The sequence below is a fragment of the Micromonospora sp. NPDC049257 genome, assembly GCF_040678915.1.
Classification (GTDB): Bacteria; Actinomycetota; Actinomycetes; order Mycobacteriales; family Micromonosporaceae; genus Micromonospora; species Micromonospora antibiotica.
In genome coordinates, this window is record NZ_JBFAQU010000013.1 from 173,858 (window position 1) to 198,180 (window position 24,323).

The following is a 24,323-nucleotide window of genomic DNA, read 5'->3' on the forward strand; positions in this document are numbered from 1 at the left end:
CGTCGTCGCCGTCCGGGACGCCCGAGGGTGCACCCCGACCTACCGGTCGGCCTGGGCCGCGATCACCTCACGGGCCAACTGCCGGTAGTTGCGGGCCCCCGAGGAGGCCGGGTCGAGCGTCGTGATCGGGGCACCGGCCACCGTGGACTCGGGGAACTTCACCGTCTTGGTGATGACGGTCTGGTAGACCTTGTCGCCGAACGCCTCGACCACCCGCTGGAGCACCTGCCGGCAGTGGGTGGTGCGGCTGTCGTACATGGTGGCGAGGATGCCTTCGAGTTCCAGGTCGAAGTTGAGCCGCTCACGCACCTTGTCGATGGTGTCCAGCAGCAGCGCCACCCCGCGCAGGCTGAAGAACTCGCATTCGAGCGGGATGAGCACACCGTGCGCGACGGTCAGCGCGTTGATCGCCAGCAGGCCCAGCGAGGGCTGGCAGTCGATCAGGATGTAGTCGTACTCCTTGCGCACGTTGCGTAGCACCCGGGCCAGGGCCATCTCCCGGGCGACCTCGTTGACCAGCTGTATCTCGGCGGCGGAGAGGTCGATGTTGGCGGGCAGGATGTGCAGGCCGGCCACGTCCGTCTTGATCAGGACGTCCTCGGCCATGACGTCGTCCTGCATGAGCAGGTTGTAGACCGACAGGTCGAGGTTGTGCGGGTTGACGCCGAGACCCACCGACAGCGCGCCCTGCGGGTCGAAGTCGACAAGCAGCACCTTGCGGCCGTACTCGGCCAGGGCAGCACCCAGGTTGATGGTGGTGGTGGTCTTGCCCACCCCACCCTTCTGGTTGGCCATCGCGATGATCCGGGCCGGGCCGTGCCGGTCGGTGGGCATCGGCTCGGGGATCGGCTTGCGCATCGTGTAGGCGGCCGGGTCGGCCGGACCAAGGTCGGCGCCGAGTGACGCCTGCTGCTCACGGAGCTCCGACGTCCAGGCGTCGGCACGATCACCGTTGCCAGCCATGTCCTCGTTGCCCCCTCCCGACGACCACCCGGCATCGGAGCTGTCCGACGTCCTTCGCGGCGCCGCTGCGCACCCCGGTTGTCGCTCCAGGAGGTCCGCGCCGATGCCGACTCTACGCCACCGACGACCAGCGCGTTCGGCACCGGTCCGGCGTGTCGGGCGTAGCGGCCGGTCAGCGGCCCGACGGCGGGTCCGCGTCCCGGGCCCGGGGGTGGGTCGTGGCGTACACCTCGCGCAGCCGTTGCACCGTGACCAACGTGTACACCTGGGTGGTGGTCACCGAGGCGTGGCCGAGCAGTTCCTGCACCACCCGCACGTCCGCGCCGCCGTCGAGCAGGTGGGTGGCGTAGGAGTGGCGCAGGGTGTGCGGGGAGACCGCGTGCGGTCCGTCCACCGGCAGCCCGGCCCGCCCGGCAGCCCGCCGTAGCACCGTCCACGCGCCCTGCCGGGTCAACGCCCCGCCCCGGGCGTTGACGAAGACCGCCGGGGTGCCCCGACCGGGGGCGACCAGGCCCGGCCGGGCCCGCACCAGGTAGGCCCGCAGCGCCTCGACGGCGTACCCGCCGATCGGCACCAGCCGGGTCCGGCCGCCCTTGCCGCGCAGCAGGGCGGTGCCCTCGTCGACGTCCAGGTCGTCGACGGCGGCACCGACCGCCTCGGAGATCCGCGCGCCGGTGCCGTACAGGAACTCCAGCAGCGCCCGGTCACGCAGGGCCAGCGCCGCCCCGTCGCCGGTGGCGGTGACCGGGCCGGCAGTCTCCAGCAGCCGGGCCACGTCGTCGACCGGCAGCGCCCGGGGCAACCGGCGGGCCGCGGGCGGCGGGCGGACGTCCCGGCTGGGGTCCGCCCCGGCCAACCCCTCCCGGACGGCGAAGCGGTGCAGCCCGCGCACGGCGGAGGCGGCCCGCGCCGCCGAGGTCACCGCCAGCGGCGGGTGGTCGTCGTCGCCGGCGCGCAGCCGGGCCAGGTGCGCCTCGACCTGCCCGGTGCCGACCGACGCCAGGTCGGTCACCCCGGCGGCGGCCAGGGTGCCCAGGTAACGCTCCAGATCCCGACGGTACGAGGTGAGGGTGTTCGCCGACAGGCCGCGCTCCACGGTGAGGTGGTCGAGATAGCCGCGCACCATCCGACGCAGGGCCGGCGCGGGTTCCGCACCCGCCCCGGCCCCGTCGGGTGCCGTCCCACGCACCCCTCGCCCGGCCGCGCGGGACACGCCGCCTGCCGGGTCGTGCGGCTCCTCGGTCAGGCCAGCACCTCGGCCAGCGGGAGGGTGGCCATGCCGTGCGCCTCGGCGACCGGGCCGTAGACCACCTGACCGTCGTGGGTGTTCAGGCCCGACGCCAGGGCGGGGTCACGGCGCAGCGCGTCACGCCAGCCCCGGTCGGCCAACTCCAGGGCGTACGGCAGGGTGACGTTGGTCAGCGCGTACGTGCTGGTGTGCGGCACCGCGCCGGGCATGTTCGCCACGCAGTAGAAGATCGAGTCGTGCACCTGGTAGGTCGGTTCGGCGTGCGTGGTCGGGCGGGAGTCCTCGAAGCAGCCACCCTGGTCGATGGAGATGTCGACCAGTACACTGCCCGGCTTCATCCGGGACACCAGCTCGTTGGAGATCAACGTGGGGGCCTTCGCGCCCGGGACGAGGACCGCGCCGATGACCAGGTCCGCGTCGAGCACCGCCCGCTCGATCTCGTACGCGTTGGAGGCGACCGTCTGCAGGTGGCCCCGGTAGATGGCGTCGGCCTGCCGCAACCGGGCCACGTTCATGTCCAGCAGCAGCACCTCGGCCTGCAGGCCCAGCGCGATGGCGGCGGCGTTCATGCCGGACACGCCCGCGCCGACGACCACGGTCTTCGCCGCGTACACCCCGGAGACGCCGCCCATCAGGATGCCCCGGCCGCCGCCCTGCCGCTGGAGGTGGTACGCGCCGACCTGCGGGGCGAGCCGACCGGCCACCTCGGACATCGGGGCGAGCAGCGGCAGCGACCGGTCGGGCAGCTCGACGGTCTCGTACGCGATGCCGGTGACCTGCCGGTCGACCAGCGCGTCGGTGCACTCCTTGGAGGCGGCCAGGTGCAGGTAGGTGAAGAGCACCTGCCCGGCGCGCATCCGGTGGTACTCCTCGGCGATCGGTTCCTTGACCTTGAGCACCAGCTCGGCGGTGTCCCACACCTCGTCGGCCGTGCCGAGGATGGTGGCCCCGGCGGCGACGAACTCGTCGTCGGTGAGGCTGGAGCCGACACCGGCGCCGGCCTCGACGAAGACCTGGTGACCGTGACGGACGAACTCGTTGACGCCTGCCGGCGTGATCGCCACCCGGTACTCGTGGTTCTTGACCTCGCGGGGGATTCCGACCTTCACGTGAGACACCCTTCTCCGGGGTGCCGCACCCCGGACTGCGCGGTGCCCCGCCGGCTCCGTTGCCGACGCGGTTCACCGGTCCCGCCGGCGGCAGTCTAGGCGGGCCGTCCTCCTGCGACGGACGGCACAGTGACAACCGGTGCCCGGTCCACCTGACGGTGTGTCAGGCATACCGCGCGGGCCTGCCGTTCGGCGTACCCCCCATCGTCGCACCGCGCGGCCCCGCCCGCCGGACGGGAACGCCGGCGGACGCACCGTGTCCCGTCGGCGCGACGCACCACGCCGGTGGGGTGCACGCCCGCCGGCCGGCCCCCGCGCCGGCCGGCGGCAGGGACGGCGCAGGGGCCGCGCGGCGTACCGCGGCGGCCCCTGTCGGCGTACCGGATCAGCGGTGCAGGGGGGTGTCGGCCCGGCGCAGCACCGACCAGCCGGCGTCGCGGGCCCGGGCGGCGGCCAGCAGCCCGGCCACGCACGGCCCGTTGGTGACCTCCCCGGCCAGCACCATGCCGACCGCCTCGTCCAGGTCGATCCGGACGATCTGCAGGTCGGCCTCCTCGTCGTGCCGCTCGTGCCGCTGACCGACGGGCACCTCGGCCAGGCCCCGGGCGAGGAACACCCGGACCACCTCGTCGGAGAAACCGGGCGAGGTGTGCACGTCGACCAGCAGGTCCCACCGGGCGGCGGTCAGGTCGGCCTCCTCGGCCAACTCCCGGCCGGCGGCCACCGCGAGGTCCTCCCCCGCGACGTCCATCAGGCCGGCGGGCAGCTCCCACAGGTGCCGCCCGACCGGCTGCCGGTACTGCCGCACCAGCACCACCTGACCGGCGTCGTCGAGGGCGACCACGGCGACCGCGCCGACGTGCCGGGCGTAGTCGCGGGTGGCGGTGCCCCCACCGGGCATGGTCACCTCGTCGGTGACCACGGTGAAGATCCGACCGGCGTACCGCTGCACCCGGGAACGCAGCTCGTAGCGGTGCTCGACGGCGCTCACGACGCGGACGACGCCGTCGCCGACGCGCCGTTGCGGGCCGCGTTCTTCGGCGTCGGCGCACCCTTCTTCGCCGGCTCGCTCTTCGCCGCCCCGGCCACCGCGTCGAGGTCCACCGGCAACTGGTCGGCCTGCGAGTACGCCACGGCCGCCTTGACGAACCCGGCGAACAGCGGGTGCGGGCGGGTCGGACGGCTCTTCAGCTCCGGGTGCGCCTGGGTGGCCACGAAGAACGGGTGCAGGCTGCGGTCCAACTCGACGAACTCGACCAGCCGGCCGTCCGGGGACGTGCCGGAGATGTGCAGGCCCGCCGTGGTGAGCTGGTCCCGGTAGGCGTTGTTGACCTCGTAACGGTGCCGGTGCCGTTCGCTGATCTCGGTGGCGCCGTACGCCTCGGCGACGATCGACCCCTCCGCCAGCGTCGCCGGGTACGCCCCGAGCCGCATCGTGCCGCCCAGGTCACCCCGACCGGCGACGATGTCCTCCTGGTCGGCCATGGTGGCGATGACCGGGTGCTTGGCCTCCTCGTCGAATTCGAGGGAGTTCGCCGCGTCGAGGCCGGCCAGGTGACGGGCCACCTCGATGGTCATGCACTGCAGGCCGAGGCAGAGCCCGAGCAGCGGCACCCCGTTCTCCCGGGCGTACCGGGCGGTCCCGATCTTGCCTTCGATGCCGCGGACACCGAACCCGCCGGGGATGACGATGCCGTCCACGCCGGACAGGGCCGACGCCGCGCCGGCCGGGGTGACGCAGTCGTCGCTGGGCACCCAGCGCAGCTGCACCCGGGCCCGGTGGCCGAAGCCGGCGGCCCGGATCGCCTCACTGACCGACAGGTAAGCGTCGGGCAGGTCGACGTACTTGCCGACGACCGCCACGGTGACCGTGTGGTGCGGCTGGTGCACCCGCTCCAGCAGGTCGTCCCACCGGGTCCAGTCGACGTCGCGGAAGGACAGGCCGAGCCGGCGCACCACGTACGCGTCGAGCCCCTCGCGGTGCAGCACCTTGGGGATGTCGTAGATGCTCGGCGCGTCCGGGGCGGCGACGACCGCCTCGGCGTCCACGTCGCAGTAGAGGGAGAGCTTCTGCTTCAGTTTCTCCGGGATCTCCCGGTCGCAGCGCAGCACGATGGCGTCGGGCTGGATGCCGATGTTGCGCAGCTGCGCCACCGAGTGCTGGGTCGGCTTGGTCTTCAGCTCCCCCGACGGGGCCAGGTAGGGCACCAGCGAGACGTGCAGGTAGAAGCAGTTGTCCCGGCCCAGGTCGTGCCGTACCTGCCGGATCGCCTCCAGGAACGGCAGCGACTCGATGTCGCCGACGGTGCCACCGACCTCGGTGATCACCACGTCGGGGATCTGGCCGTCGGCGTCCGGGTCGGCCATGCCGACGATCCGGGCCTTGATCTCGTTGGTGATGTGCGGGATGACCTGGACGGTGTCGCCGAGGTATTCGCCGCGCCGCTCCTTGGCGATCACGTCGGAGTAGATCTGGCCGGTGGTGACGTTGGCCTTGCCCGACAGGTCCCGGTCGAGGAAGCGCTCGTAGTGCCCGACGTCGAGGTCGGTCTCCGCGCCGTCCTCGGTGATGAAGACCTCACCGTGCTGGAACGGGTTCATCGTCCCCGGGTCGACGTTGAGGTAGGGGTCGAGCTTCTGCATCACCACCCGCAGCCCGCGTGCGGTGAGCAGATTGCCGAGGCTGGAGGCGGTGAGGCCCTTACCGAGCGAGGAGGCGACGCCCCCGGTGACGAAGATGTGCCGGGTCGTGCGTGCTGAAGGGGCCAAGGCCTGCTCCCGTGTCGTCCGTAGCGGTCATGCGAACCGCCGTGCCGATCAAGTGATCACGCGATCCACGGGATTCCACGGTAACACCTCCCCCGGGGCCACCTGGCGTCGCACCCGACCTCGGGCTATCCCGCCCCGGCGGCGGACCGGCCGGCCGCCGCCGAGGTCCGGGCCGGACCCACCGCACCGGGGGTACGCGCCGTCGGCACCGTCGCCGCGTCCCGCCCCACCGGTCGGGTGCCGGAGGTGTCGTCCGGTGCGTCGGCGTCACCGTCGCGCGGACCGTCCGCCCCGGCACCGCCGGGCGGCGTCACCGCTGCGGTGGGCAGGTCCTTGCCGTCCCCCTCGCGGGCCGCCGCCTCCCCGCCGTCGTCGGGCCGCCCACCGTCGGGGGTGCCGCCGGTCGGGGCCGCACCGGGTGGGCCGTCCGGGCCGGGGTGACCCGTGCCGGGCAGGGTGCGGTCGGTCGAGTGGTCGAGCACCCGCAGCGAGGCCAGCGCCGCCATCGGCACCACCAGCGCCGCCGCCGCCCCGGCCACGTCCAGCGCGGCACCCCCCAGCAGCCCGGCGATGACCGCCGCCAGGGCCGTACCGGCCAGCGCCGCCCGGATCGCCGGGTAGATGCCGAACAACCGCATCAGCCCACCCCAGGGCTGGAGCAGCGCGAACCAGACCAGCAGCAGACCGACCACCGCCAGCACCGTCAACGGGCTGTTCACCAACGTCTGGAAGTTCGCCGTGCTCGACCGGTGCACGGTCAACCCGCCGGTGCCCTCACCCAACGCGGTCAGGAACCGGCCCAACGCGCCCCGCTCCTCCACCGGCCGACGCAGGTCCACCACCGCGAAGCCGATGGTCAACGCCAACCCGGCCATGGTGGCCCAGACCAGCCGGCTGACGGTCAGCCAGCCGCCGGTGCTGATCGCGGCGGCCACCGCCACCCCGGCGGTCAACGCGATCGCGCCGATGGAGTCCGCACCCAGGTAGGGGCTGCCGATCACCACCACGGCCGACCCGCCCACCGCGACCACCACCATCGGCCGCCACTGCCGGCGGACCCGCTGGGCGAGCCAACCGGCGCTGAGCAACGAACCGGCGAGGAACACCCCCAGGCCCACGGTGCCGAGGCCGGAGAACCGGCCGCCCTCCAGCGCGGAGTAGCCGACCACCCCGTTGAGCTGCAACCGGGCCCCGCTGAGCACGTCCGCGCCGACCACCAGGGTGGCCAGGCCGGCGACCGCGCCGAGCGGGCCGAGAGTGCGGTCGTGGCCGGGGGCGAACCGGACCAGGGCGGTGCCGCCGACGATCAACGCGACCGTCACCAGCGCGAAGTAGCCGCCGGCGTGGTCGCCCCGCCACCAGGGCACCGCGTCGGCGAGCAACGCCGCGGGCACCGCCAGGGCGACGGCGATCAGCAGCAACTCCACGGTCGCCACGATCCGGCGGGACACCGGCGGCGGGCTGTGCGGGCCGGCGAGGCGGCGGGCCCGGCGCAGCAGCGGCAGCACCGCGACGGCCAGCACGACCTGGGCGGCGGCGAGCAGGGCGAAGAACCAGCCGGCCACGGCCCGCTGGGCGGCGGCCTCCCGGTCGGCGTCGGCCGGCGCGCTGATCGCGGCGGCCAGGTCGTCGGGGCGACCGTCGACCTTCACCGCGGGACGGCCGAGGAAGAGCCGCTCCGGCATCGGCCGGCCCAGCGCGACCAGCGCGGTCGGCGCCAGGTCGACCAGTTGCAGGTAACCCTCCCGGCCGGTGCTGGCGGAGGTGAGCCAGCCGTTCTCCCAGCCCGGGCCGTCGGCGACGACGACGTGCAGCCGGGCCGGCGTCTCGGTGTCGGACACCCCGGCGACCAGTACCAGCGACCGTTGCGGCCGGGCGGCGAGCACCTTCGCCAACGCCTCGTCGGCACGCCGGGCGTCCGCCCGCCGGTCCGCCGGGTCGGTGCCGCTGACCGTGCCCAGGTCGACGATGCTCAGCACGCAGGAGCCGAGCAGCCCGGCCGGGTCGGCCGGCAGTCCCGGGGCGTACCGGTCGACGCGGCCGAAGGGACGGGCGGCGGCGACGGCGGCACCCGGGCCGACCGCCACCGAGCAGCGCACCGACTCCGACAGCGAACCGGGCACCGCGCCCCAGGGTTGCCGGTCGGCGTTGTAGGCGACCACGCTCTCCTGGTTGGGGAGGTTCGCGCCGATGCCGTCGGGCTGCTCGACGGTCACCGCGGCGGGCGGGCAGCCGCCGGGCTGCCGGCTGCCGTTCCAGCCGGCGTAGCTGCCCGCGCCGAGGGTGAGCCAGCCGTCCACCGGGCAGGTCGGGCGGTGCGCGGAGCGGGTCGACAGCGAACCGATGGACCCCTGCTGGGCCATCCGCCACAGCGTCGGGGTGCTCTGCGGGTCGACGTCGGACCAGCGCAGCCCGGCCACCCCGGCGAGGACCACGAAGTCGGCGGTGCGTCGGGGTGGGCTGCTTTCGGGGCGGGCGGCCAACGCGGTGACGCCGAGCGCCACCACGATCAGGGTGAGCAGGACCGGGGTGAATCGGCGCAGCATCAGGCGCGTCCCGTCGAGGGGGTGTCGGTGCCGGGGACCGCCGACCCGGTGCGGCCGGGCCGACCGTCGGCGTCGAGTTCGGTGTAGAGGTCCCGCAGCGCGGCGACGGTGTCGGCCTCGGTGGGCCAGCCGGCCGCCCGGACGGCCCCCCGGTGGGCCAGGTCGGCGCGCAGGTCCGGGTCGTCCAGCAGCGACCGCACGGCGGCGTCCACCGCGCCGACGTCGCCGGCCGGCACCAGCAGCGCGCCGTCGCCGACCAGCTCGGGCAGCCCACCGACGGCGGTCGCCACCAGTGGCACGCCGGCGCGCAGCGCCTCCTGGGCGAACAGTTGCCGCGCCTCCCAGTCGCTGGTCACCACAGCCAGGTCGGCCCCGGCGAGCAGGTCAGCCACGTCGGTACGGTGTCCGAGCAGGGTCACCGGGGCCCGGGCGGCGGAGATCCGGGCGGCCAGCGGCAGGTAGGCCGGGCCGCTGCCGGCGATCACCACCACCGGTGGCGGGATGCGGGTACGCCACCGCGCGGCGGCGTCGACGAGCACGTCGTAGCGTTTCTGCGGGTGCAGCCGGCCGACGGAGAGCACCAGCGGCTGCCCGGCGGTGACACCGAACTCGGCACGGACGGCGGCGCGGCGGCGACGTGGGGCGGGCAGGGCCGGCGCGGCGACCGGGGCGAGCCGGGCGTCGGTGGCGCCCAGCGCGGCGGCCCGGTCCACCAGGTCCGCCGAGGCCCCCAGGGCGACCCGGGCGGACCGCGCGACCATCCGTTCGGCGAGCCGGGACAACCGCCCGCGTAGCCCACCGGCGAGCACCGCGTTGTGCCAGGTGACCACGAGTGGTACGGCGGGCCGGGCGAGCGCCGCGACGAGCCCGGCGCGCAACCCGTGGGCGTGCACCACCCGGACGTCGGTGTCGGCCAGCGCCCGGCGCAGCGCGGTGACCGCCCGGGCGTCGGCGGGGGTCGGGTTGGCCGAGATCTCCACCGGGGTGAACCGGGCCCCGGTGGCGGCGAAGTCGAACTGCTCGCCGGTGGCGGCCGGGCCGCAGACCAGCACCGGCTGGCCGGCCTCGACGAGCCCCCGGGCCACCGAGCGGACGTGTTGACCCACCCCGCCGGTGCTGGAGGCGAGCAGCAGCACCACCGTGCCCCGGGGTTCGGGGGCGGACGTCGCGTCGGTCATGGGGAGAGGGTCTCCTTCCCGTCACCGGCGTCGCGGGCGACGCCGTCCTGCGGGTCACCCGCCGGTCGCCGGCCACCCAGCCGGCGTCGTACGCCGGTGAGCAGCGGCCCGACGTCCCGCCGGTCCACCAGCCAGGCGACGGCGAGGAACAGCACGCCGACCACGGCCCCGGACAGCATGCCCTGCACGAGTGCCCCGGCTGTCGTCGGGGTGCCGCCGCCGGCGAGCAGGCGGGCGGTGAGCAGACCGGCCGGGGCGGCCAGCAGCGCGGCCAGCAGGCCGGCGGTGGCGGCCCGACCGGCACCGGCGAGGGCGGCCCGACCGGCGGCCCGGGACACCGCGCCGACCAGCAGCGCCCCGAGGACCAGCATGCCGACGGAGTTCGCCAGGGTGACGGCCAGCACCCGGTCGGCGCGCGGCAGCAGCGCCGCGAGTGGCATGGCGACCAGGGGCACCAGCAGCCAGCCGGTGGTGATGGCGGCGGTGGCCACCCGGGTGGCCCCCCGGGCGTAGAGGGCCCTCGACAGCACCGCGAACAGGCCGTAGCCGACCAGTCCGGGGGCGAACCCGACGATCGCGGCGGCGGTGGGTTCCGCGCCGAGCGGGAAGAACCGGCCGACCGGTTCGGCGGTGCCGACCAGGGCCGCCGCGCCGAGGAAGCTGAACAGCAGCACCCCCCGGGTGGTCGCGGCGACCGTCGTCCGGTAGCCCTGCTCGTCGCCGGTCGCGGCGGCGGCGGACAGGCCGGGGTACGCGGCGACCGCCAGCGGCACCGCGAGCACCGCCCAGGGCAGCAGGTACATGGTCTGGGCGAGGTTGTAGACCTGCGGGGAGCCGGTGGGGCCGCCGGAGACCCGGTTGAGGATGACCACCAGGGCGAGTTGTTGGGCGGTGACGGTGACCGCCCCGGCGACGGCGAGCCCACCGACCCGGGCCCGCGCGTCGGCGGGGAACGTGTAGCCGGGCCGCCAGGTCAGCCCGAGCTGGCGCAGCGGGACCAACAGCGACAGCGACAACACCACCACCCCGACGGTGGTGCCGCCGGAGAGGATCAGCTCACCGGCCCGGCTGACCTGCGCGATGCTCGCGTCCCGGCCCTGGGTGACGCCGAAGACGACGTAGACCCCGACGACGGTGAGACTGGACAGCAGCGGCGCGACGACCGGCCAGGCGAACCGGCGGTGCGCCTGGAGCACCCCGGTGAGCACGATGCCGATGCCGTAGAGCGGCAGTTGCGGGGCGAACACCCGCAGCATCCGTGCCCCGGCGGCCAGCTCCGCCGGGGACCGCCCGTCGGAGATCACCGCCACGATCGGGTCGGCGAACACCGCCACCAGCGCCGCCAACGGCACCAGCAGGGTCACCGTCCAGGTCAGCAACGCGCCGGTGGTGGCGGCCACCACCCGCCGGTCACCCGCCGCGACCGGCCCCGCCAGCAGCGGTACGACCAGACTGGCCAGCGCCCCACCGGCGACGATCTCGAAGATGATGTTGGGGACGGTGTTGGCGATCACGTACATGCCGCCGAGGTCGCTGTCCTGGACGACCCAGGTGAAAACGGCGGTACGGCCGAAGCCGGCGAGCCGGGCCAGCACGGTGAGCACGGCGATGAGTGCGGCGGCGCCGGCCACCCGACCGACGCCGGCGAGGGGTGCCGGTCTGGTCACGTCAGTCGGATCGCCGGCCCAGCGCGTCGAGTTCCCGCAGCACCGGGGTGCGCTGGATGACCGCCGTGAAGCTGACCTTCTCACTTGCCGCGGTGAGGCCGGCGAGGACCGCGAGCAGACCGGCCCGGCCGAGCGGGCCGGTGCGGGCGGCCAGGGCCACCCCGAGCAGCGCGCCGAGCGCGTTGGCTCCGCTGTCGCCGATCATCACCCGCTCACCGAGGTCCTCGTCGAGCAGCCCGGCGGCGGCGCCGACCGCACCGGCGGCGATCCCGGCGTGCGGGCCACCGGCCAGCGGCACGCCGAGCAGCACCCCGGACTTCAACGCCCGGCCGGGACGCAGGTCCAGCAGGTTGAGCAGGTTGGCGGTGCCGGCGACCACGCCCGCACCGAGCAGCACGTCGACGGTGCGGCCGAGTGCGCCGTGACGCTGCCGGCGGGGGTGCGCGGCGACCTTCGGATCGGCGGCGAGCAGCACGGCCGCAGCGAGCCCGGCCGCACCCACCCCGGCGACCTTGACCATGCCGGCGGTGACCCGGCCGGCCCGCAGTGCGGCGAGGTGACCGGCGAAACCCTTGGCGGCCTTCTGCTCCGGGCGGGCACCCACCACGTCGTCGTAGAGCCCCACGGCGCCCGCGCCGAGGCCGGCGACGAGCACCGCCGCGCCGGCCGGGACGCTGGCCGCGCCGAGCGCCCCCGCGCCGGACGCCCCGACGGCCAGCGCCGGTCCGGCGGCGAGGCTGACGGTACGGCCCCGGAAGTTGGTCCGCTCCAGCGCCGGCCCCGCCGGGGAGGTACGGGCCTCCCGCAGCGCGTACCGGGCGGCGGCGGCTCCGGCGGCGGCGGCGAGCAGCCGCCCGATCCCGCTCACGCGGCACCGCCGGACGGGGCGGGCGGGTGGTAACCGGTCACCGGGGTACGTGGTTCGTTCACTGGGGCAGTCTAGGCACCAGCGTGGCGTTGTCGCCGACGCCGTACTGACCGGCCCGCTTCTCGGTGAGCTGTTGGACCAGGGCCAGGCTGGTGACCAGCTGCCCCTGCACGGTGTTGGCGTTGTCGACGGTGGAGATGGTCTGGGCCAGCACCGGGTCGCCGCGTACGACAGCCACCAGGTTGCCCCCGGCGGAGCCGTTGCCGCCGACGACGATCGCCCCGGTGCGGTCGAACTGCTCGGCGACCTTCACCACCGACTCGTCCTTCTTGGCGGAGTCCTTGTCGACGTAGGGCTGCCCGCTGACCACCACCACGGCCTCGGCCGGCCCGGTGACCTTCTCCTCGCTGGTGAGGTACCCGGCGTTGGCGTACGCGGCCAGCACCGCCCGCCGGTCGGCGTCGGTGACCGGCGGGGTGCCCGGCGTCCGGTCGAGCAGGACGCTGGCCAGCAGGGCGCTGGAGGTCTCCACGCCGTTGCCGTTGCCGGGCAGCGCCGAGGCGGGCGCGGTGGGGCGGGCGGCGGTGACGGCCAGCTCCATCAGGTTGGTGTTGTTGTCCGGGTTGATGAACTTGTCCTGTACGTCGACCCGGCCGGTCACGGTGGCCCCGGCGGTCTGGAGCATCTTGAGCACACCCTCGGTGTGCTCCCGCCCGGTGGGCAGGCTGAGCACCATGACGCGCTTGCCGGTGAGCTTGCCGGGCAGGTAGAGCTGCGCCATCTCGGCGGCGAAGTCCTCCTCGAGGTCAAGCTCCTTCTGGAGGCTGTTGACCGACTGCCGCATCTGCTGGTTGTCCTTGCGCAGCGAGTTGACCGTCTCCTTGAGGGAGTCGGCAACCGGGCCGTTGAGGGCGGCCGTACCGACCACCAGGCCGATCGCCAACGCCAGGAAGACCGCGGTCAGGGACACCACGTGGTACCGGAAGTTGATCACGCTTGCAGCCTCTTGATCGGTCGGGAGCTAGAAGAGCTGGCCGAGCTGGAACACGAAATTGTCCCACCACTCGGAGACCACGCCCAAATACGCCTTGCCGACGGTGGAGACCGCCACGGCGGACGCCATCGCGGCGATCGCCGAGAGGACCAGCAGCAGCAGGGACGAGCCGGAGATGCTCTGCCGGTAGAGCCGGCTCACGCCCTTGGCGTCGACCAGCTTGCCGCCGACCTTGAGCCGGGTGAGGAAGGTGGAGGCCATCCCGCCGCGCCCCTTGTCCAGGAACTCGACGAGCGTGGCGTGGGTGCCGACCGCGACCAGCAGCGAGGCGCCCTTCTCGTCGGCCAGCAACATGGCGAGGTCCTCGCTGGTGGCGGCGGCCGGGAAGGTGATCGCCGGCACCCCGAGCCCGTTGACCCGGGCCAGACCGGGTGCCCGGCCGTCCGGGTAGGCGTGCACGATCACCTCGGCGCCGCAGCGCAACACGTCGTCGGTGACCGAGTCCATGTCCCCGATGATCATGTCGGGGGTGTACCCCGCCTCGACCAGCGCATCCGCCCCGCCGTCCACGCCGATCAACACCGGCTTGAACTCCCGGATGTACGGGCGCAGCACGTCCAGGTCGGCCTTGTAGTCGTACCCCCGCACCACGATCAGGCAGTGCCGACCCTGCACCGGGGTCTGGATCTCGGGTACGCCCACCCCGTCGAGCAGCAGGTCGCGTTCCTGGCGCAGGTAGTCCATGGTGTTGGCGGCGAACGCCTCCAGCTGCACCGACAGACCCTCGCGGGCGTCGGACATCGCCTTGGCGACCGTCTCGGCGTCCTGGAGGTCACCGTGCGCCACCGGCTCGTCGCCGACGAAGACGGTGTTGCCCTCGATCCGGACGGTGTCGCCCTCCCGCAGCCGCTCGAAGACCCCCTCACCGAGGTCGTCCAGGAGCAGGATGCCGGCCCCGATCAGCACCTCGGGGCCGAGGTTCGGATACCGGCCGGAGACCGACGGCTTGGCGTTGAGCACCGCAGCGACCCCGACCGCGACCAGCGAGTCGGCCGCCACCCGGTCCAGGTCGACGTGGTCGATCACCGCAATGTCACCGGGGCGGAGCCGGCCGACCAGCCGTTTGGTACGGCGGTCCAGACGTGCGGTGCCGAGAACTGAGTCCGGTTCCGCGTTCCGGGTCCGGCGCAACGTGGGTAGACGCATCGTGACCATCCTGGCATGGGAGGCAGGCATTTCCGTTGCGACATGCCTGAGCAGGGCCGCCTACCCAGGGAAGCACACCGGAGCACAGGCCGGTGTGCCTCCGCTCACAATCGTTGCGGTCAGGGCCGTCTTTCCTTGGCCGCGACGGCCAGAAGCTCCTCGGCATGGGCGATACCCAGATCCGAATCCGGCAAACCCGCCAGCATCCGGGCCAGCTCCCGGGCCCGCTCGGTGTCCTCCACCACCCGCACCCCGCTGGTGGTCACCGCGCCCCCGGTGTCCTTCGCCACCACCAGGTGCCGGTCGGCGAACGCCGCCACCTGCGGCAGGTGCGTCACCACCAGCACCTGGTGACTACGCGCCAGCCGGGCCAACCGCCGACCGATCTCCACCGCCGCCTGCCCACCCACACCCGCATCGACCTCGTCGAACACCAACGTCGGCGGGCCGCCCGAACCGGCGAACACCACCTCGATGGCGAGCATCACCCGGGACAGCTCACCGCCGGAGGCTCCCCGCTGCAACGGCAGCGACGGCGCACCCGGGTGGGCCAGCAGCCGCAACTCCACCTCGTCCGCACCGTCCGGGCCGACCCCGCACTCGACCCCGTTGACCGACAGCGTCGGCTCGGACCGGCCGGCCGGCCGGGGCAGCACCGCCACCTCGATCCGGGCGTGCGGCATCGCCAGCCCGGCCAGCTCCACGGTGACCTGCTCGGCGAACCGGACCGCCGCCTCCTGCCGGGAGGCCGACAACCGGCCCGCCAGCTCGGCCACCTCACCGGCGAGGCGCTGGGCCTCCCGGTCCAACTCGTCGAGCAGCTCGTCGGAGGTGTCCAGGTCGGCCAGCCGGGTCCGGGCCCGCTCGGCCCAGGCGATCACCCCGTCGACGTCGTCGGCGTACTTACGGGTCAACGCACGCAACGCGGCCCGCCGCTCATAGATCGTCTGCAACCGGGCCGGGTCGGCGTCCAACGCCGCCAGATAGGTCGACAACTCCGCCGAGACGTCCGCCACCAGGGTGGCCGCCTCCTCCAACCGCCCGGCCAGCTCACCCAGCGCCGGATCGGTGCCGGCCTGCGCCTCCAGGGTGCGCCGGGCCGTGCCCAGCAGCGCCGTGGCGTCCGGGGTGTCGTCGGCCGCCTCCACCCCGCCGGCCACGCACAGGTGCGCCAGCTGCGCCGCCGTCCGCAGCCCCTCGGCGTGCTCCAGCCGCTGCGCCTCGGCCTTCAGCTCGTCGTCCTCGCCGGGCTGCGGGTCGACCCGGGTGATCTCGTCGAGGCCCAGCCGCAGCAGATCGGCCTCCTGGTGCCGGGCCCGGGCGTTGCTGCGCCGGTCGGCCAGGTCGTCGACCACCTGCCGCCACCGCCCGTACGCCTCCCGCAGCGCGTCGACCAGCTTCTCGTGCCCGGGACCGGCGAACCGGTCCAGCGCGGCCCGCTGCTCGGCGGGGCGTAGCAGGCGCAACTGGTCGGACTGACCGTGCACCGCCACCACCTGCTCGCCGACCTCGCCGAGCATCGACACCGGCATGCTCCGGCCACCCAGATGCGCCCGGGACCGACCCTCCACGGTGACCGTACGGCTCATCAGCAGCGAACCGTCGTCGTCGGGTCCACCACCGGCGTCGACGATCCGGGCGTGCACGACGTCGGCCACCCGACCGCCCAGCCGCAGCCGCCCCTCGACGGTCGCCCGACCCGGCGCGGCCCGCACCCGGCCCGCGTCGGCCCGACCGCCGAACAGCAGGCCGAGGCCGGTCACCACCATCGTCTTGCCGGCACCGGTCTCACCGGTGATGACGTTCATCCCGCCGGCCAGCGGCAGGGTGGTGTCCTCGATGACGCCCAGTCCGGTGATCCGCAGCTCTTCCAGCACAGCACCCGACAGTAGACGCGTGCTGGGACAGTTGACCAGCCGGCACGGCCCACCATCCGGGCCGGGGACGATCCGCTCTGCTGCCGCGGGGGCAGCACCGCTGGTGGACGCCTCGGTGGCACCGGTGGCACGCCAAGGGTGGCCACGAACGATCCCGTTGTCGCCGGCCGCAGGTCTCGGCGACTCCGGGCGCCCAGGGCGATCCCCGCCCGGGTCCGCCGCAGGATCAGCGGCGGCTGCCCCGCCAGCCCTGCACCGGCAGGTCGAACTTGGCCACCAGCCGGTCGGTGAACGGCCGGTCCCGCAACCGCACCACCCGCACCGGCAGCGCGCCCCGACGCACCGTCACCGTCGCCCCCGGCGGCAGGTCGTAAACCCGCCGACCGTCGCAGCACAGCACCGCCAGGGTGGTGAACGGGTCGACCGTGATGACGAACGTGGAGGTGGGCGCGGTCACCAGCGGACGGCTGAACAACGCGTGCGCGCTGATCGGCACCAGCAGCAGCGCCTCCACCTCGGGCCAGACCACCGGCCCGCCCCCGGAGAACGCGTACGCGGTGGAGCCGGTGGGGGTGGCGCAGACCACACCGTCGCAGCCGTAGCGCGACAGCGGCCGACCGTCCACGTCGACCAGCAGCTCCAGCATCTGGGCGCGCTCGCCCTTTTCCACGCTGATCTCGTTGAGCGCCCACGACTCGATGGTCGGGCCACCGTCGAACTCGGCGGTCACATCGAGGGTGAGGCGTTCGTCCACCGTGTAGTTGCGCCCGACCACGTCCCGTACCGCCGTGTCGAGGTCGTCGATCTCCGCCTCAGCGAGGAAACCCACCTTGCCCAGGTTGATGCCGAGCAGCGGCACCTTCGTCGGGCGGGCCAGCTCGGCGGCGCGCAGGAAGGTGCCGTCACCGCCGAGCGCGAAGACGATCTCGGCACCCTCGGCCGCCCGCTGACCGGCCATCGGCACCACCCCGGGCAGGTCGAGATCCTCGGCCTCCTCGGCCACCACCCGCACCTCGAAACCGGCCGCGATGAGATCGGCGGCGACCGCCCGGGCGTGCTCGGTGCTCCGGCGACGCCCGGTGTGCGTCACCAGCAGCGCGGTCCGGCTCACCGACGCCACCGCCCCTCGGGCACCCGAAGGGCCCCGCCGTCGCTGAGGTCCACCGGACCCGCCTCCCGTCCACCCTCGCGGGACACCGTCCCGACGTCGCACACCACGCTCACCCTGCCACCTTCCCCGAAACCGGGTCCGGCCCGGGGCCGGTCGGCCCGGCGGCCACCACGGCGTGCACCCGCTCGGCGTCGGCCGACGGGGCGTCCCGGCGTAACCACACGAAGAACTCGACGTTGCCGCTCGGACCCGGCAGCGGGCTGGCCGCCACGTCCGCCAGCCCCAGGCCCAGTCCGGCGGCGGTCGCCGCCACGGCCAGCACCGCCTCGGCCCGCAACGCCGGGTCCCGCACCACACCCCCGGCGCCGACCCGCTCCTTGCCCACCTCGAACTGCGGCTTGACCATCAGCGCCAGGTCACCGTCGCTCCTGGTGCAGCCGGCCAGCGCCGGCAGCACCAGGCGCAGGGAGATGAACGACAGGTCGGCCACGGTGAGGTCCACCGCCCCACCGATCACCTCCGGGGTGAGGGTCCGCACGTTGGTGCGGTCCAGCACCCGGACCCGTTCGTGGGTACGCAGCGCCCAGGCGAGCTGCCCGTAGCCGACGTCCACGGCGACGACCTCCGCCGCGTCGGCCCGCAGCAGCACGTCGGTGAACCCGCCGGTCGACGCTCCGGCGTCCAGGCAGCGCCGGCCGGCCACCCGCAGCCCCGCGGGACCGAAGGCGGCGAGCGCGCCGGCCAGCTTGTGACCGCCCCGGGAGACGTACTCGTCGGCCGGGTCCGCGCCGGTGACCAGCAGCGGATCGGCCGGATCGACCATCGCGGCGGCCTTGCGGGCGGGCACCCCGCGCAGCTGGACCCGACCGGCCTCGATCAACGCCCCGGCCTGCTCCCGGGACCGGGCCAGGCCGCGACGGACGAGTTCGGCGTCCAGCCGGGTACGACGTGCCATGGGGTGGTTCTCTCCGGTCCGCTCAGGCCTGGTCGATGGTGGCGAGGGTCTCCCGCAACGTCTGGTACGCCGCCTCGTACTGGGCGATCTGGTCGGCCGGGGGCAGCCCCTCGGCGTTGGCCATCGCCTGGACGGCGGCGTCGACGGCGGGATGCCGGGCGTCGTCGACATCATCGTCGAAGCCGACACCCACCGACGGACCGGGGCGGGCCGTGGGCGCGGGACCCGGACGACCGCCCAGCGGCAGACCGGGCCTACCCGCCGGGGGCGGGCCGGGGCGGAACGGGCCGGTCACGACCGGCCGCCGGTGGAGCTGGTCACGCGGCACCACCGGTGCCTCGTCGGTCGGGGCTGGTCTTCTTGACCGGTCGGGGCGGCGGTGCGCCGTCGTCGGCACCGCCCGGCCCGGCGGAGCCTTCCGGCGGACCCGCCTTCCGCACGGCCTTCTTGGCCACCGCCTTCTTCGCCACGGTCTTCTGCGCCACGGTCTTCTGCGCCGCGGTCTTCTGCGCCGCGGTCTTCTGCGCCGTGGCCCCGGTCACCGGGTCGCCGGCAGTCGACGGGCCGGACGTCGTCGGCACGGCGGTGGCAGCCGACGGGGCAGTCGTTTCCGGCACGGCGGTGTCGACCGGCGGGACAGTGGTGTCCGGTGGGACAGTGGTGTCCGGGGCGGCGGTGGCGACCGACGGGACGGTCGTTTCCGGCGCGACCGGCCCGGTCGGCGGGGTGCCCGGTCCGCTCTTCGCCTCACGCAGCTGCCGTTCCAGCTCGTGCACCCGGCGGGTCAGTTCGGCGACCTCGTCGGCGGTGGCCAACCCCACCGCACCGAGCGCCCGGTCGACCTCGAACCGGACCAGTTTCGTCAGCGCTTCCCGGTTGGCCGCCCCGGTGGCGAGGATTTCCTCGGCGAGCGACTGGAGTTGCCCGGCGGTCGCGCCGCCCGTCCCGACCAGCCGCCGGGCGGCGTCCTGGGCCCTCTTCCGGGGCGCTTCCGTCAGGCCCAGGGCCAGCTCCAGGTAGGCGCGCCACGCGTCCTGCATGACTGAGTCCTTCCGTGGGGGCAGTGTGCGGCCCTCACGCTACCGGGCGCCCCGGGTCGCCCATTGCGGTACGGTGCCGGAAACGGCGTGGCGGGTGTGAGGGAGACGATGTGGCCACCGTGGACGAGTGCCGTCAGGCGCTGCGGGATCTTGCCGACCGCCTGGACCGGCACGCCGACGTGTCCAACAAGATCGATCTGGACCGCACCCTGGCCTGCCGGATCACCGACCTGGAGACCGCTTTCCACGGTCGGATCGCCGGTGGCCGGCTGCTCGATCTCACCGACGGCGACGACCCCAAGGCAAAGATCGCCCTGGTCACCAGCAGCGACGACCTGGTCGCCCTGGTGCACGGCCAGCTCGACGTCACCAAGGCGGTCGCCGCCCGGCGGATCTCCATCAAGGCCAGCCCGTTCGACCTGCTGAAGCTACGCAAGCTGCTCTGAGCGGGCGACACCGCCGACGACCCGCCACGGTCGGCCGACAGACAGGCCGGGGCGGCACCACCCGCTGTCGGGTCGGTGCCGCCCCGGGCCCGCTGTTCAGCCGGCCGAGCTGGCGGCGAGGTGGCCGGAGCTGGCGGAGCCGTCCGCAGGTGGCCGGCCGGAGCCGGGCCCCGGTGACCGGGCTGGCCCCAGCTCGGCCGGCCGGCTGGCTCGCTGGCTCAGAGAGCCGGTCAGGTGGCCAGTCCGAAGCCGGCCAGCACCTGCTCCGCCTCCGGCGAGGCCGGTCGGACGTCCGCACCGGTGCCCGCCGCCCAGGCGACCGCGCAGAGCGCGGCCAGCGCGTCGAGCGGCCGTCCGGCACCCCGCAACTCCACCGCCCCGTCCACCGCCGTGGCCGACCATCCACCGGCCTGCGGGGCACCGGGAACCCGGACCACCGCCGCCGGGTCGAAGAGCCCGGCCAGGTCCACCGCCACATGGGTCGGCCGCCGTTGTTCGGCAGCCGCCAACAGTTCGGGTACGTCGCTGACGCCGGTCAGCACCAGCAGGCTGTCCAACCCGGCCCGGCGGGCACCCTCGATGTCGGTGTCGAGCCGGTCGCCGACCACCAGTGACCGGCCGGTGCCGGCCCGTCGGGCGGCGGTGGCGAACAGTGCCGGCTCCGGCTTGCCGACCACCACGTCGGGTGCCCGGTCGAGGGCGTGCCGCAGGGCCGCCACCAACGAGCCGTTGCCGGGCAACGGACCACGTCCGCTCGGCAACGTCCGGTCGGTGTTGGTGGCCACCCAGGTCGCCCCGGCCCGGATCGCCACCGACGCCTCGGCGAGGTCCACCCAGCCCACCTGCGGGCCGTACCCCTGGACGACGGCGACCGGCGCGGCGTCGGCGCGGTCGACGGGGGTGAGCCCGACGGCGCGGATCTCGGCGCGCAGCGCCTCGGCCCCGACGACGAGCACCGCGGCACCGGCGGGAAGGCGGTCCCGCAGCACCTCGGCGGCGGCCGCAGCCGAGGTGAGCACCTCCGCCGGATCGGCCGGTACGCCCATTCCCGTGAGCAGGTCGGCGACCTCGCTGGAACGGCGTGAGGCGTTGTTCGTGGCGAACGCCACCGACCGGCCCTCGGCCCGCAACGCGCCGAGGGCCTCGACCGCGCCGGGGATCGGCCGGTCGATCAGGTAGATCACTCCGTCCAGGTCGAACACGACCAGGGCGTACCCGTCGACAAGCCGACCCCCGGCGACCTCGGTCATCGCTGGTCCGTCTCCGCGCCGCGCCCGTCCACCGGCCGGCCCTCGACCGGGGTCGGCGCGTCGTCGACCTGACCGGCCGCACCCGCACCGGGGTCGAGTCGGGTGGCCGCGGCACCCGAGGGGCTGTCGTCGGCGTCGTCGCCCGCAACACCGGCGTGGGCGGCCGGCTCGTCGTCGGGGTCGTCGTCGCGCCCGCTCTGCTCGGCGCTCTCGCCACGGTCGTTGTCACCGGTACGATCCTCGGCGCGCTCGCGGTCGCCGTGACCGTCGCGGATCTCGTCGTCCAGGTCCGCTTCCCCGTCGGGGTCGTCCTCGGCGACATCGGCTTCCCCGTCGAAGTCGTCCTCGTCGTCGAAGTCGTCCTCGTCGTCGCGGTCGCCTTCGGCGCGGTCGTCGGAGGTGGTGTCCGCCCCGGCCGGCAGCGTGCTGGCCTCGGCGGCCGGTTCCTCGACCGGCTCGTCGTCCTCGTCGTCGCCCTCGATCACGACGCCGTCGAGTTCCAGCAGCCGCTCCGGGGCATCGGTCTCACCATCGGCGTCCACGTCGGCGGCCCGCGAGAACCACTCCCGGGCCTCCTCGCGCCGACCCACCGCGAGCAGTGCGTCGGCGTAGGCGTAGCGCAACCGGGCGGTCCACGGCTCGGCGACGTCGGTGGTCAGCTCCGGGACCTGGAGCATCGCCACCGCGGCGTCCTTCTGCCCCAGGTCGGCGCGGGCCCCACCGGCAACGATCAGCAGCTCGACCGCGACGGCCTTGTCGAGCTTGGCGCTGTCGGCCCCCCGGAACAGATCGATCGCGCGTTCCGGTCGACCCAGGGCGCGCTCACAGTCCGCGAGCACCGCCAGGTGGCTCTGCAACCCGGTCATCCGGTGGTAGGTGCGCAGTTCGGCGATCGCCGTCTGCCACTCCCCCGCGTGGTACGCGGCCAGCCCGACCGCCTCACGGACGGCCGAGATCCGGGACGCCAACCGCCGGGCGGCCATCGCGTGCGCGAGCGCCTCCGTCGGGTCCTCGTCGATCAGTTGACCGGTGGCGACCAGATGCCGCGCGACGGTCTCCGCAACCGGCTTGTTCAGCGAGAGGAGTTCGGCACGAACGGCCGTGTCGAGGTCGCTCGCGAGGATCTCGTCCGGCAGTGCCGGCGCAGCCGGACGGGCGTCGGCCTCGTCCCGGCGGTCCCGGTCGGCGCCGAACCCGCCCTCGCGGCGGTCCTCGCCACCGCGCTGGTCGTCGCGGCGCGGCCGGTCATGGTCGCGCTCGCCGCCACGGAAACCGCCCTCACGACGGTCACCGCCCCGGAAGCCACCCTCGCGGGAGTCGCCGTCCCGGCGGAACCCGCCGGGGCGGGAGTCACCCTCGCGGGGGCCGGAGCGGAAACCACCCTCGCGGCGGTCACCACCCTGGAAGCCGCTTCCACCCCGGCTGCCACCGAAGCCACCCTCACGACGGTCACCACCACGGAAACCACCCTCACGGGAGTCCCCACCACGGAAACCACCCTCACGGCGGTCACCGCCGAAACCACCGGGCCGACGCTCGCCCCCCGCAGCGCCCTCGCGACGATCTCCACCGCGGAAACCACCCTCACGGGAGTCCCCACCACGGAAGCCACCCTCACGCGGGCCGGACCGGAAACCACCACGGTCCCCACCACGCGAATCATCACGACGGTCCCCACCACGGAAACCACCGGGACGGGAATCACCATCACGCGGACCAGAACGGAAACCACCCTCACGACGGTCCCCACCGAAGCCACCCTCACGACGATCACCGCCACGGAAACCACCCTCACGGGAGTCCCCACCACGGAAGCCGCCCTCGCGCGGGCCGGACCGGAAACCGCCACGGTCCCCACCACGCGAATCATCACGACGATCCCCACCACGGAAACCACCCTCGCGGGAGTCGCCACCGGGCCGACGGTCACCGCCTCGGAAACCACCGTCGCGGGAGTCGCCGTCCCGACGGAAACCACCGGGACGGGAATCACCGTCGCGGGAGTCGCCGCCGCGGAAGCCGCCCTCGCGCGGGCCGGACCGGAAACCACCACGGTCCCCACCACGCGAATCATCACGACGGTCCCCACCACGGAAACCACCGGGACGGGAATCACCATCACGCGGACCGGAACGGAAACCACCCTCACGACGGTCCCCACCACGGAAACCACCGTCGCGGGAGTCACCGCCACGGAAGCCGCCCTCACGCGGGCCGGACCGGAAACCACCCTCGCGGCGATCGCCACCGCCGAAACCACCGGGCCGACGCTCACCGCCGGCAGCACCCTCACGACGCTCGCCACCCCGGAAACCACCGTCACGACGGTCCCCACCTGGGAAGCCGCCCTCGCGACGGTCCCCACCACGGAAACCACCCTCGCGGGAGTCACCGCCACGGAAGCCACCCTCACGCGGGCCGGACCGGAAACCACCACGGTCCCCACCACGCGAATCATCACGACGGTCCCCACCACGGAAACCACCGGGACGGGAATCACCATCACGCGGACCAGAACGGAAACCACCCTCACGACGGTCCCCACCACGGAAACCACCCTCACGGGAGTCACCACCACGGAAACCACCCCCGCGGGAGTCACCGCCGTTGCGCGGGGCGTCGCCATCGCGTCGGAATCCACCGTCGCGTCGGTCGCCGGAACGGAAGCCGCCGTCGCGCGAATCCCCACCGGAACGGAAACCGCCGGGCCGGGAGTCACCGGTACGGGGGCCCGAACGGAAACCGTCCTCGCGCCGGTCTCCGCCCCGAGGTCCCCCCCGCGAGGCACCGCGGTCGTCGCGGTCTCCCCGGTATGGGGGACGGTCGTCCCGCCGAGGGCCGGCGTCACGCCCCTGGGGCCGGTCGGAGCGATCTTCATATTGGCGCGGACGGTCTCCGCCCTGCGGTCCTGAACTCACAGGTAAATCCTTCCTGATTGCGCCACCGACGGCGCGACGCAGTCGAGGGCCGACCCGGATGGGGCGGCCCTCGACTGAAAGGTTGTCCGGCGGTGTCCTACTCTCCCACACCCTCCCGAGTGCAGTACCATCGGCGCTGGAGGGCTTAGCTTCCGGGTTCGGAATGTAACCGGGCGT

General features: G+C 74.2%; 20 protein-coding genes and 1 rRNA gene. 2 read left to right on the top strand and 19 right to left on the bottom strand.

Annotation, left to right across the window (positions count from 1 at the left end; all coding sequences use genetic code 11):
• Positions 1-39: 39 nt before the first annotated feature.
• The 16 genes from AB0K25_RS20325 to AB0K25_RS20400 all read right to left on the bottom strand — a co-directional run bounded on the left by AB0K25_RS20325 (position 40) and on the right by AB0K25_RS20400 (position 19,532).
• The gene (locus tag AB0K25_RS20325) at positions 40-963 is read right to left on the bottom strand and encodes a ParA family protein (protein ID WP_067315071.1); all 924 of its coding nucleotides are present in this window, start codon (positions 961-963) and stop codon (positions 40-42) included.
• 172 nt (positions 964-1,135) lie between these two features.
• Entirely contained in the window at positions 1,136-2,089 is a 954-nt protein-coding gene (locus AB0K25_RS20330; protein ID WP_363821905.1) for a site-specific tyrosine recombinase XerD, read from the bottom strand.
• Positions 2,090-2,205: 116 nt separating this feature from the next.
• A complete protein-coding gene (ald, locus tag AB0K25_RS20335) occupies positions 2,206-3,321 on the bottom strand; it encodes an alanine dehydrogenase (protein WP_208566868.1) in 1,116 nt (371 codons plus the stop codon).
• A 385-nt stretch (positions 3,322-3,706) separates the two neighbouring features.
• Positions 3,707-4,312, bottom strand: a complete 606-nt coding sequence (locus AB0K25_RS20340; RefSeq protein ID WP_219460096.1) for an NUDIX hydrolase — start codon at positions 4,310-4,312, stop codon at positions 3,707-3,709.
• The gene (locus AB0K25_RS20345; RefSeq protein WP_219460092.1) at positions 4,309-6,090 is read right to left on the bottom strand and encodes a CTP synthase; all 1,782 of its coding nucleotides are present in this window, start codon (positions 6,088-6,090) and stop codon (positions 4,309-4,311) included. Before AB0K25_RS20345 ends, AB0K25_RS20340 begins: the two co-directional genes overlap by 4 nt.
• A 125-nt stretch (positions 6,091-6,215) precedes the next feature.
• Positions 6,216-8,636 carry a hypothetical protein gene (locus AB0K25_RS20350; RefSeq protein ID WP_255597528.1) on the bottom strand — a complete coding sequence of 807 codons (2,421 nt, stop codon included), beginning with the start codon at positions 8,634-8,636 and terminating at the stop codon, positions 6,216-6,218.
• Positions 8,636-9,814 (bottom strand): glycosyltransferase family 4 protein, encoded by a 1,179-nt coding sequence (locus AB0K25_RS20355; protein WP_363821910.1) that lies wholly within the window; start codon positions 9,812-9,814, stop codon positions 8,636-8,638. The genes AB0K25_RS20350 and AB0K25_RS20355 overlap by 1 nt, the downstream gene beginning before the upstream one ends.
• Complete coding sequence (locus AB0K25_RS20360; protein WP_219460085.1) at positions 9,811-11,481, bottom strand: lipid II flippase MurJ; 1,671 nt, start codon at positions 11,479-11,481, stop codon at positions 9,811-9,813. The genes AB0K25_RS20355 and AB0K25_RS20360 overlap by 4 nt, the downstream gene beginning before the upstream one ends.
• A gap of 1 nt (position 11,482) precedes the next feature.
• Entirely contained in the window at positions 11,483-12,349 is an 867-nt protein-coding gene (locus AB0K25_RS20365; RefSeq protein WP_219460082.1) for a hypothetical protein, read from the bottom strand.
• A 58-nt stretch (positions 12,350-12,407) separates the two neighbouring features.
• A complete protein-coding gene (locus AB0K25_RS20370; protein WP_208566863.1) occupies positions 12,408-13,343 on the bottom strand; it encodes a copper transporter in 936 nt (311 codons plus the stop codon).
• A 27-nt stretch (positions 13,344-13,370) separates the two neighbouring features.
• Positions 13,371-14,549: a putative cytokinetic ring protein SteA gene (gene steA / locus AB0K25_RS20375; protein ID WP_208566862.1), complete on the bottom strand. Its 1,179-nt coding sequence runs from the start codon at positions 14,547-14,549 to the stop codon at positions 13,371-13,373.
• Between the two features lie 119 nt (positions 14,550-14,668).
• Entirely contained in the window at positions 14,669-16,426 is a 1,758-nt protein-coding gene (gene recN / locus AB0K25_RS20380; RefSeq protein ID WP_208566861.1) for a DNA repair protein RecN, read from the bottom strand.
• A gap of 226 nt (positions 16,427-16,652) precedes the next feature.
• A complete protein-coding gene (locus tag AB0K25_RS20385; protein WP_219460079.1) occupies positions 16,653-17,537 on the bottom strand; it encodes an NAD kinase in 885 nt (294 codons plus the stop codon).
• Positions 17,538-17,646: 109 nt separating this feature from the next.
• Positions 17,647-18,492, bottom strand: a complete 846-nt coding sequence (locus AB0K25_RS20390) for a TlyA family RNA methyltransferase (protein ID WP_219460076.1) — start codon at positions 18,490-18,492, stop codon at positions 17,647-17,649.
• A 22-nt stretch (positions 18,493-18,514) separates the two neighbouring features.
• A complete protein-coding gene (locus AB0K25_RS20395) occupies positions 18,515-18,787 on the bottom strand; it encodes a hypothetical protein (RefSeq protein WP_219469843.1) in 273 nt (90 codons plus the stop codon).
• A 22-nt stretch (positions 18,788-18,809) separates the two neighbouring features.
• Entirely contained in the window at positions 18,810-19,532 is a 723-nt protein-coding gene (locus AB0K25_RS20400) for a hypothetical protein (protein WP_363821917.1), read from the bottom strand.
• A gap of 110 nt (positions 19,533-19,642) precedes the next feature.
• On the opposite strand from AB0K25_RS20400, the gene AB0K25_RS20405 reads away from it, so the two are divergent.
• Positions 19,643-19,978 (top strand): SCP2 sterol-binding domain-containing protein, encoded by a 336-nt coding sequence (locus AB0K25_RS20405; protein ID WP_208566856.1) that lies wholly within the window; start codon positions 19,643-19,645, stop codon positions 19,976-19,978.
• Between the two features lie 230 nt (positions 19,979-20,208).
• Here AB0K25_RS20405 and AB0K25_RS20410 read toward each other — a convergent pair whose 3' ends face one another.
• Both AB0K25_RS20410 and AB0K25_RS20415 read right to left on the bottom strand, forming a co-directional pair.
• On the bottom strand, positions 20,209-21,228 hold the full coding sequence (locus AB0K25_RS20410; protein WP_219460071.1) for an HAD-IIA family hydrolase: 1,020 nt from the start codon (positions 21,226-21,228) through the stop codon (positions 20,209-20,211).
• Entirely contained in the window at positions 21,225-22,211 is a 987-nt protein-coding gene (locus AB0K25_RS20415) for a tetratricopeptide repeat protein (protein ID WP_255597527.1), read from the bottom strand. Before AB0K25_RS20415 ends, AB0K25_RS20410 begins: the two co-directional genes overlap by 4 nt.
• 3 nt (positions 22,212-22,214) lie before the next feature.
• Between AB0K25_RS20415 and AB0K25_RS20420 the strand changes: the two genes are divergently transcribed.
• Entirely contained in the window at positions 22,215-24,140 is a 1,926-nt protein-coding gene (locus tag AB0K25_RS20420; protein ID WP_363821920.1) for a hypothetical protein, read from the top strand.
• Between the two features lie 90 nt (positions 24,141-24,230).
• Here the strand turns inward: AB0K25_RS20420 and rrf are convergent.
• Positions 24,231-24,323, bottom strand: a 5S ribosomal RNA gene (gene rrf / locus AB0K25_RS20425); the annotation flags it as partial.

What these genes read in the sequence shown, in the direction of transcription:
- AB0K25_RS20325 (WP_067315071.1), bottom strand. Translation starts at nt 963, where the DNA reads ATGGCTGGCAACGGTGATCGTGCCGACGCCTGGACGTCGGAGCTCCGT.
- AB0K25_RS20355 (WP_363821910.1), bottom strand. Translation starts at nt 9,814, where the DNA reads ATGACCGACGCGACGTCCGCCCCCGAACCCCGGGGCACGGTGGTGCTG.
- AB0K25_RS20400 (WP_363821917.1), bottom strand. Translation starts at nt 19,532, where the DNA reads ATGCAGGACGCGTGGCGCGCCTACCTGGAGCTGGCCCTGGGCCTGACG.
- AB0K25_RS20410 (WP_219460071.1), bottom strand. Translation starts at nt 21,228, where the DNA reads ATGACCGAGGTCGCCGGGGGTCGGCTTGTCGACGGGTACGCCCTGGTC.
- AB0K25_RS20415 (WP_255597527.1), bottom strand. Translation starts at nt 22,211, where the DNA reads ATGGCCGCCCGGCGGTTGGCGTCCCGGATCTCGGCCGTCCGTGAGGCG.
- steA (WP_208566862.1), bottom strand. Translation starts at nt 14,549, where the DNA reads ATGCGTCTACCCACGTTGCGCCGGACCCGGAACGCGGAACCGGACTCA.
- AB0K25_RS20390 (WP_219460076.1), bottom strand. Translation starts at nt 18,492, where the DNA reads ATGGCACGTCGTACCCGGCTGGACGCCGAACTCGTCCGTCGCGGCCTG.
- AB0K25_RS20350 (WP_255597528.1), bottom strand. Translation starts at nt 8,636, where the DNA reads ATGCTGCGCCGATTCACCCCGGTCCTGCTCACCCTGATCGTGGTGGCG.
- AB0K25_RS20330 (WP_363821905.1), bottom strand. Translation starts at nt 2,089, where the DNA reads ATGGTGCGCGGCTATCTCGACCACCTCACCGTGGAGCGCGGCCTGTCG.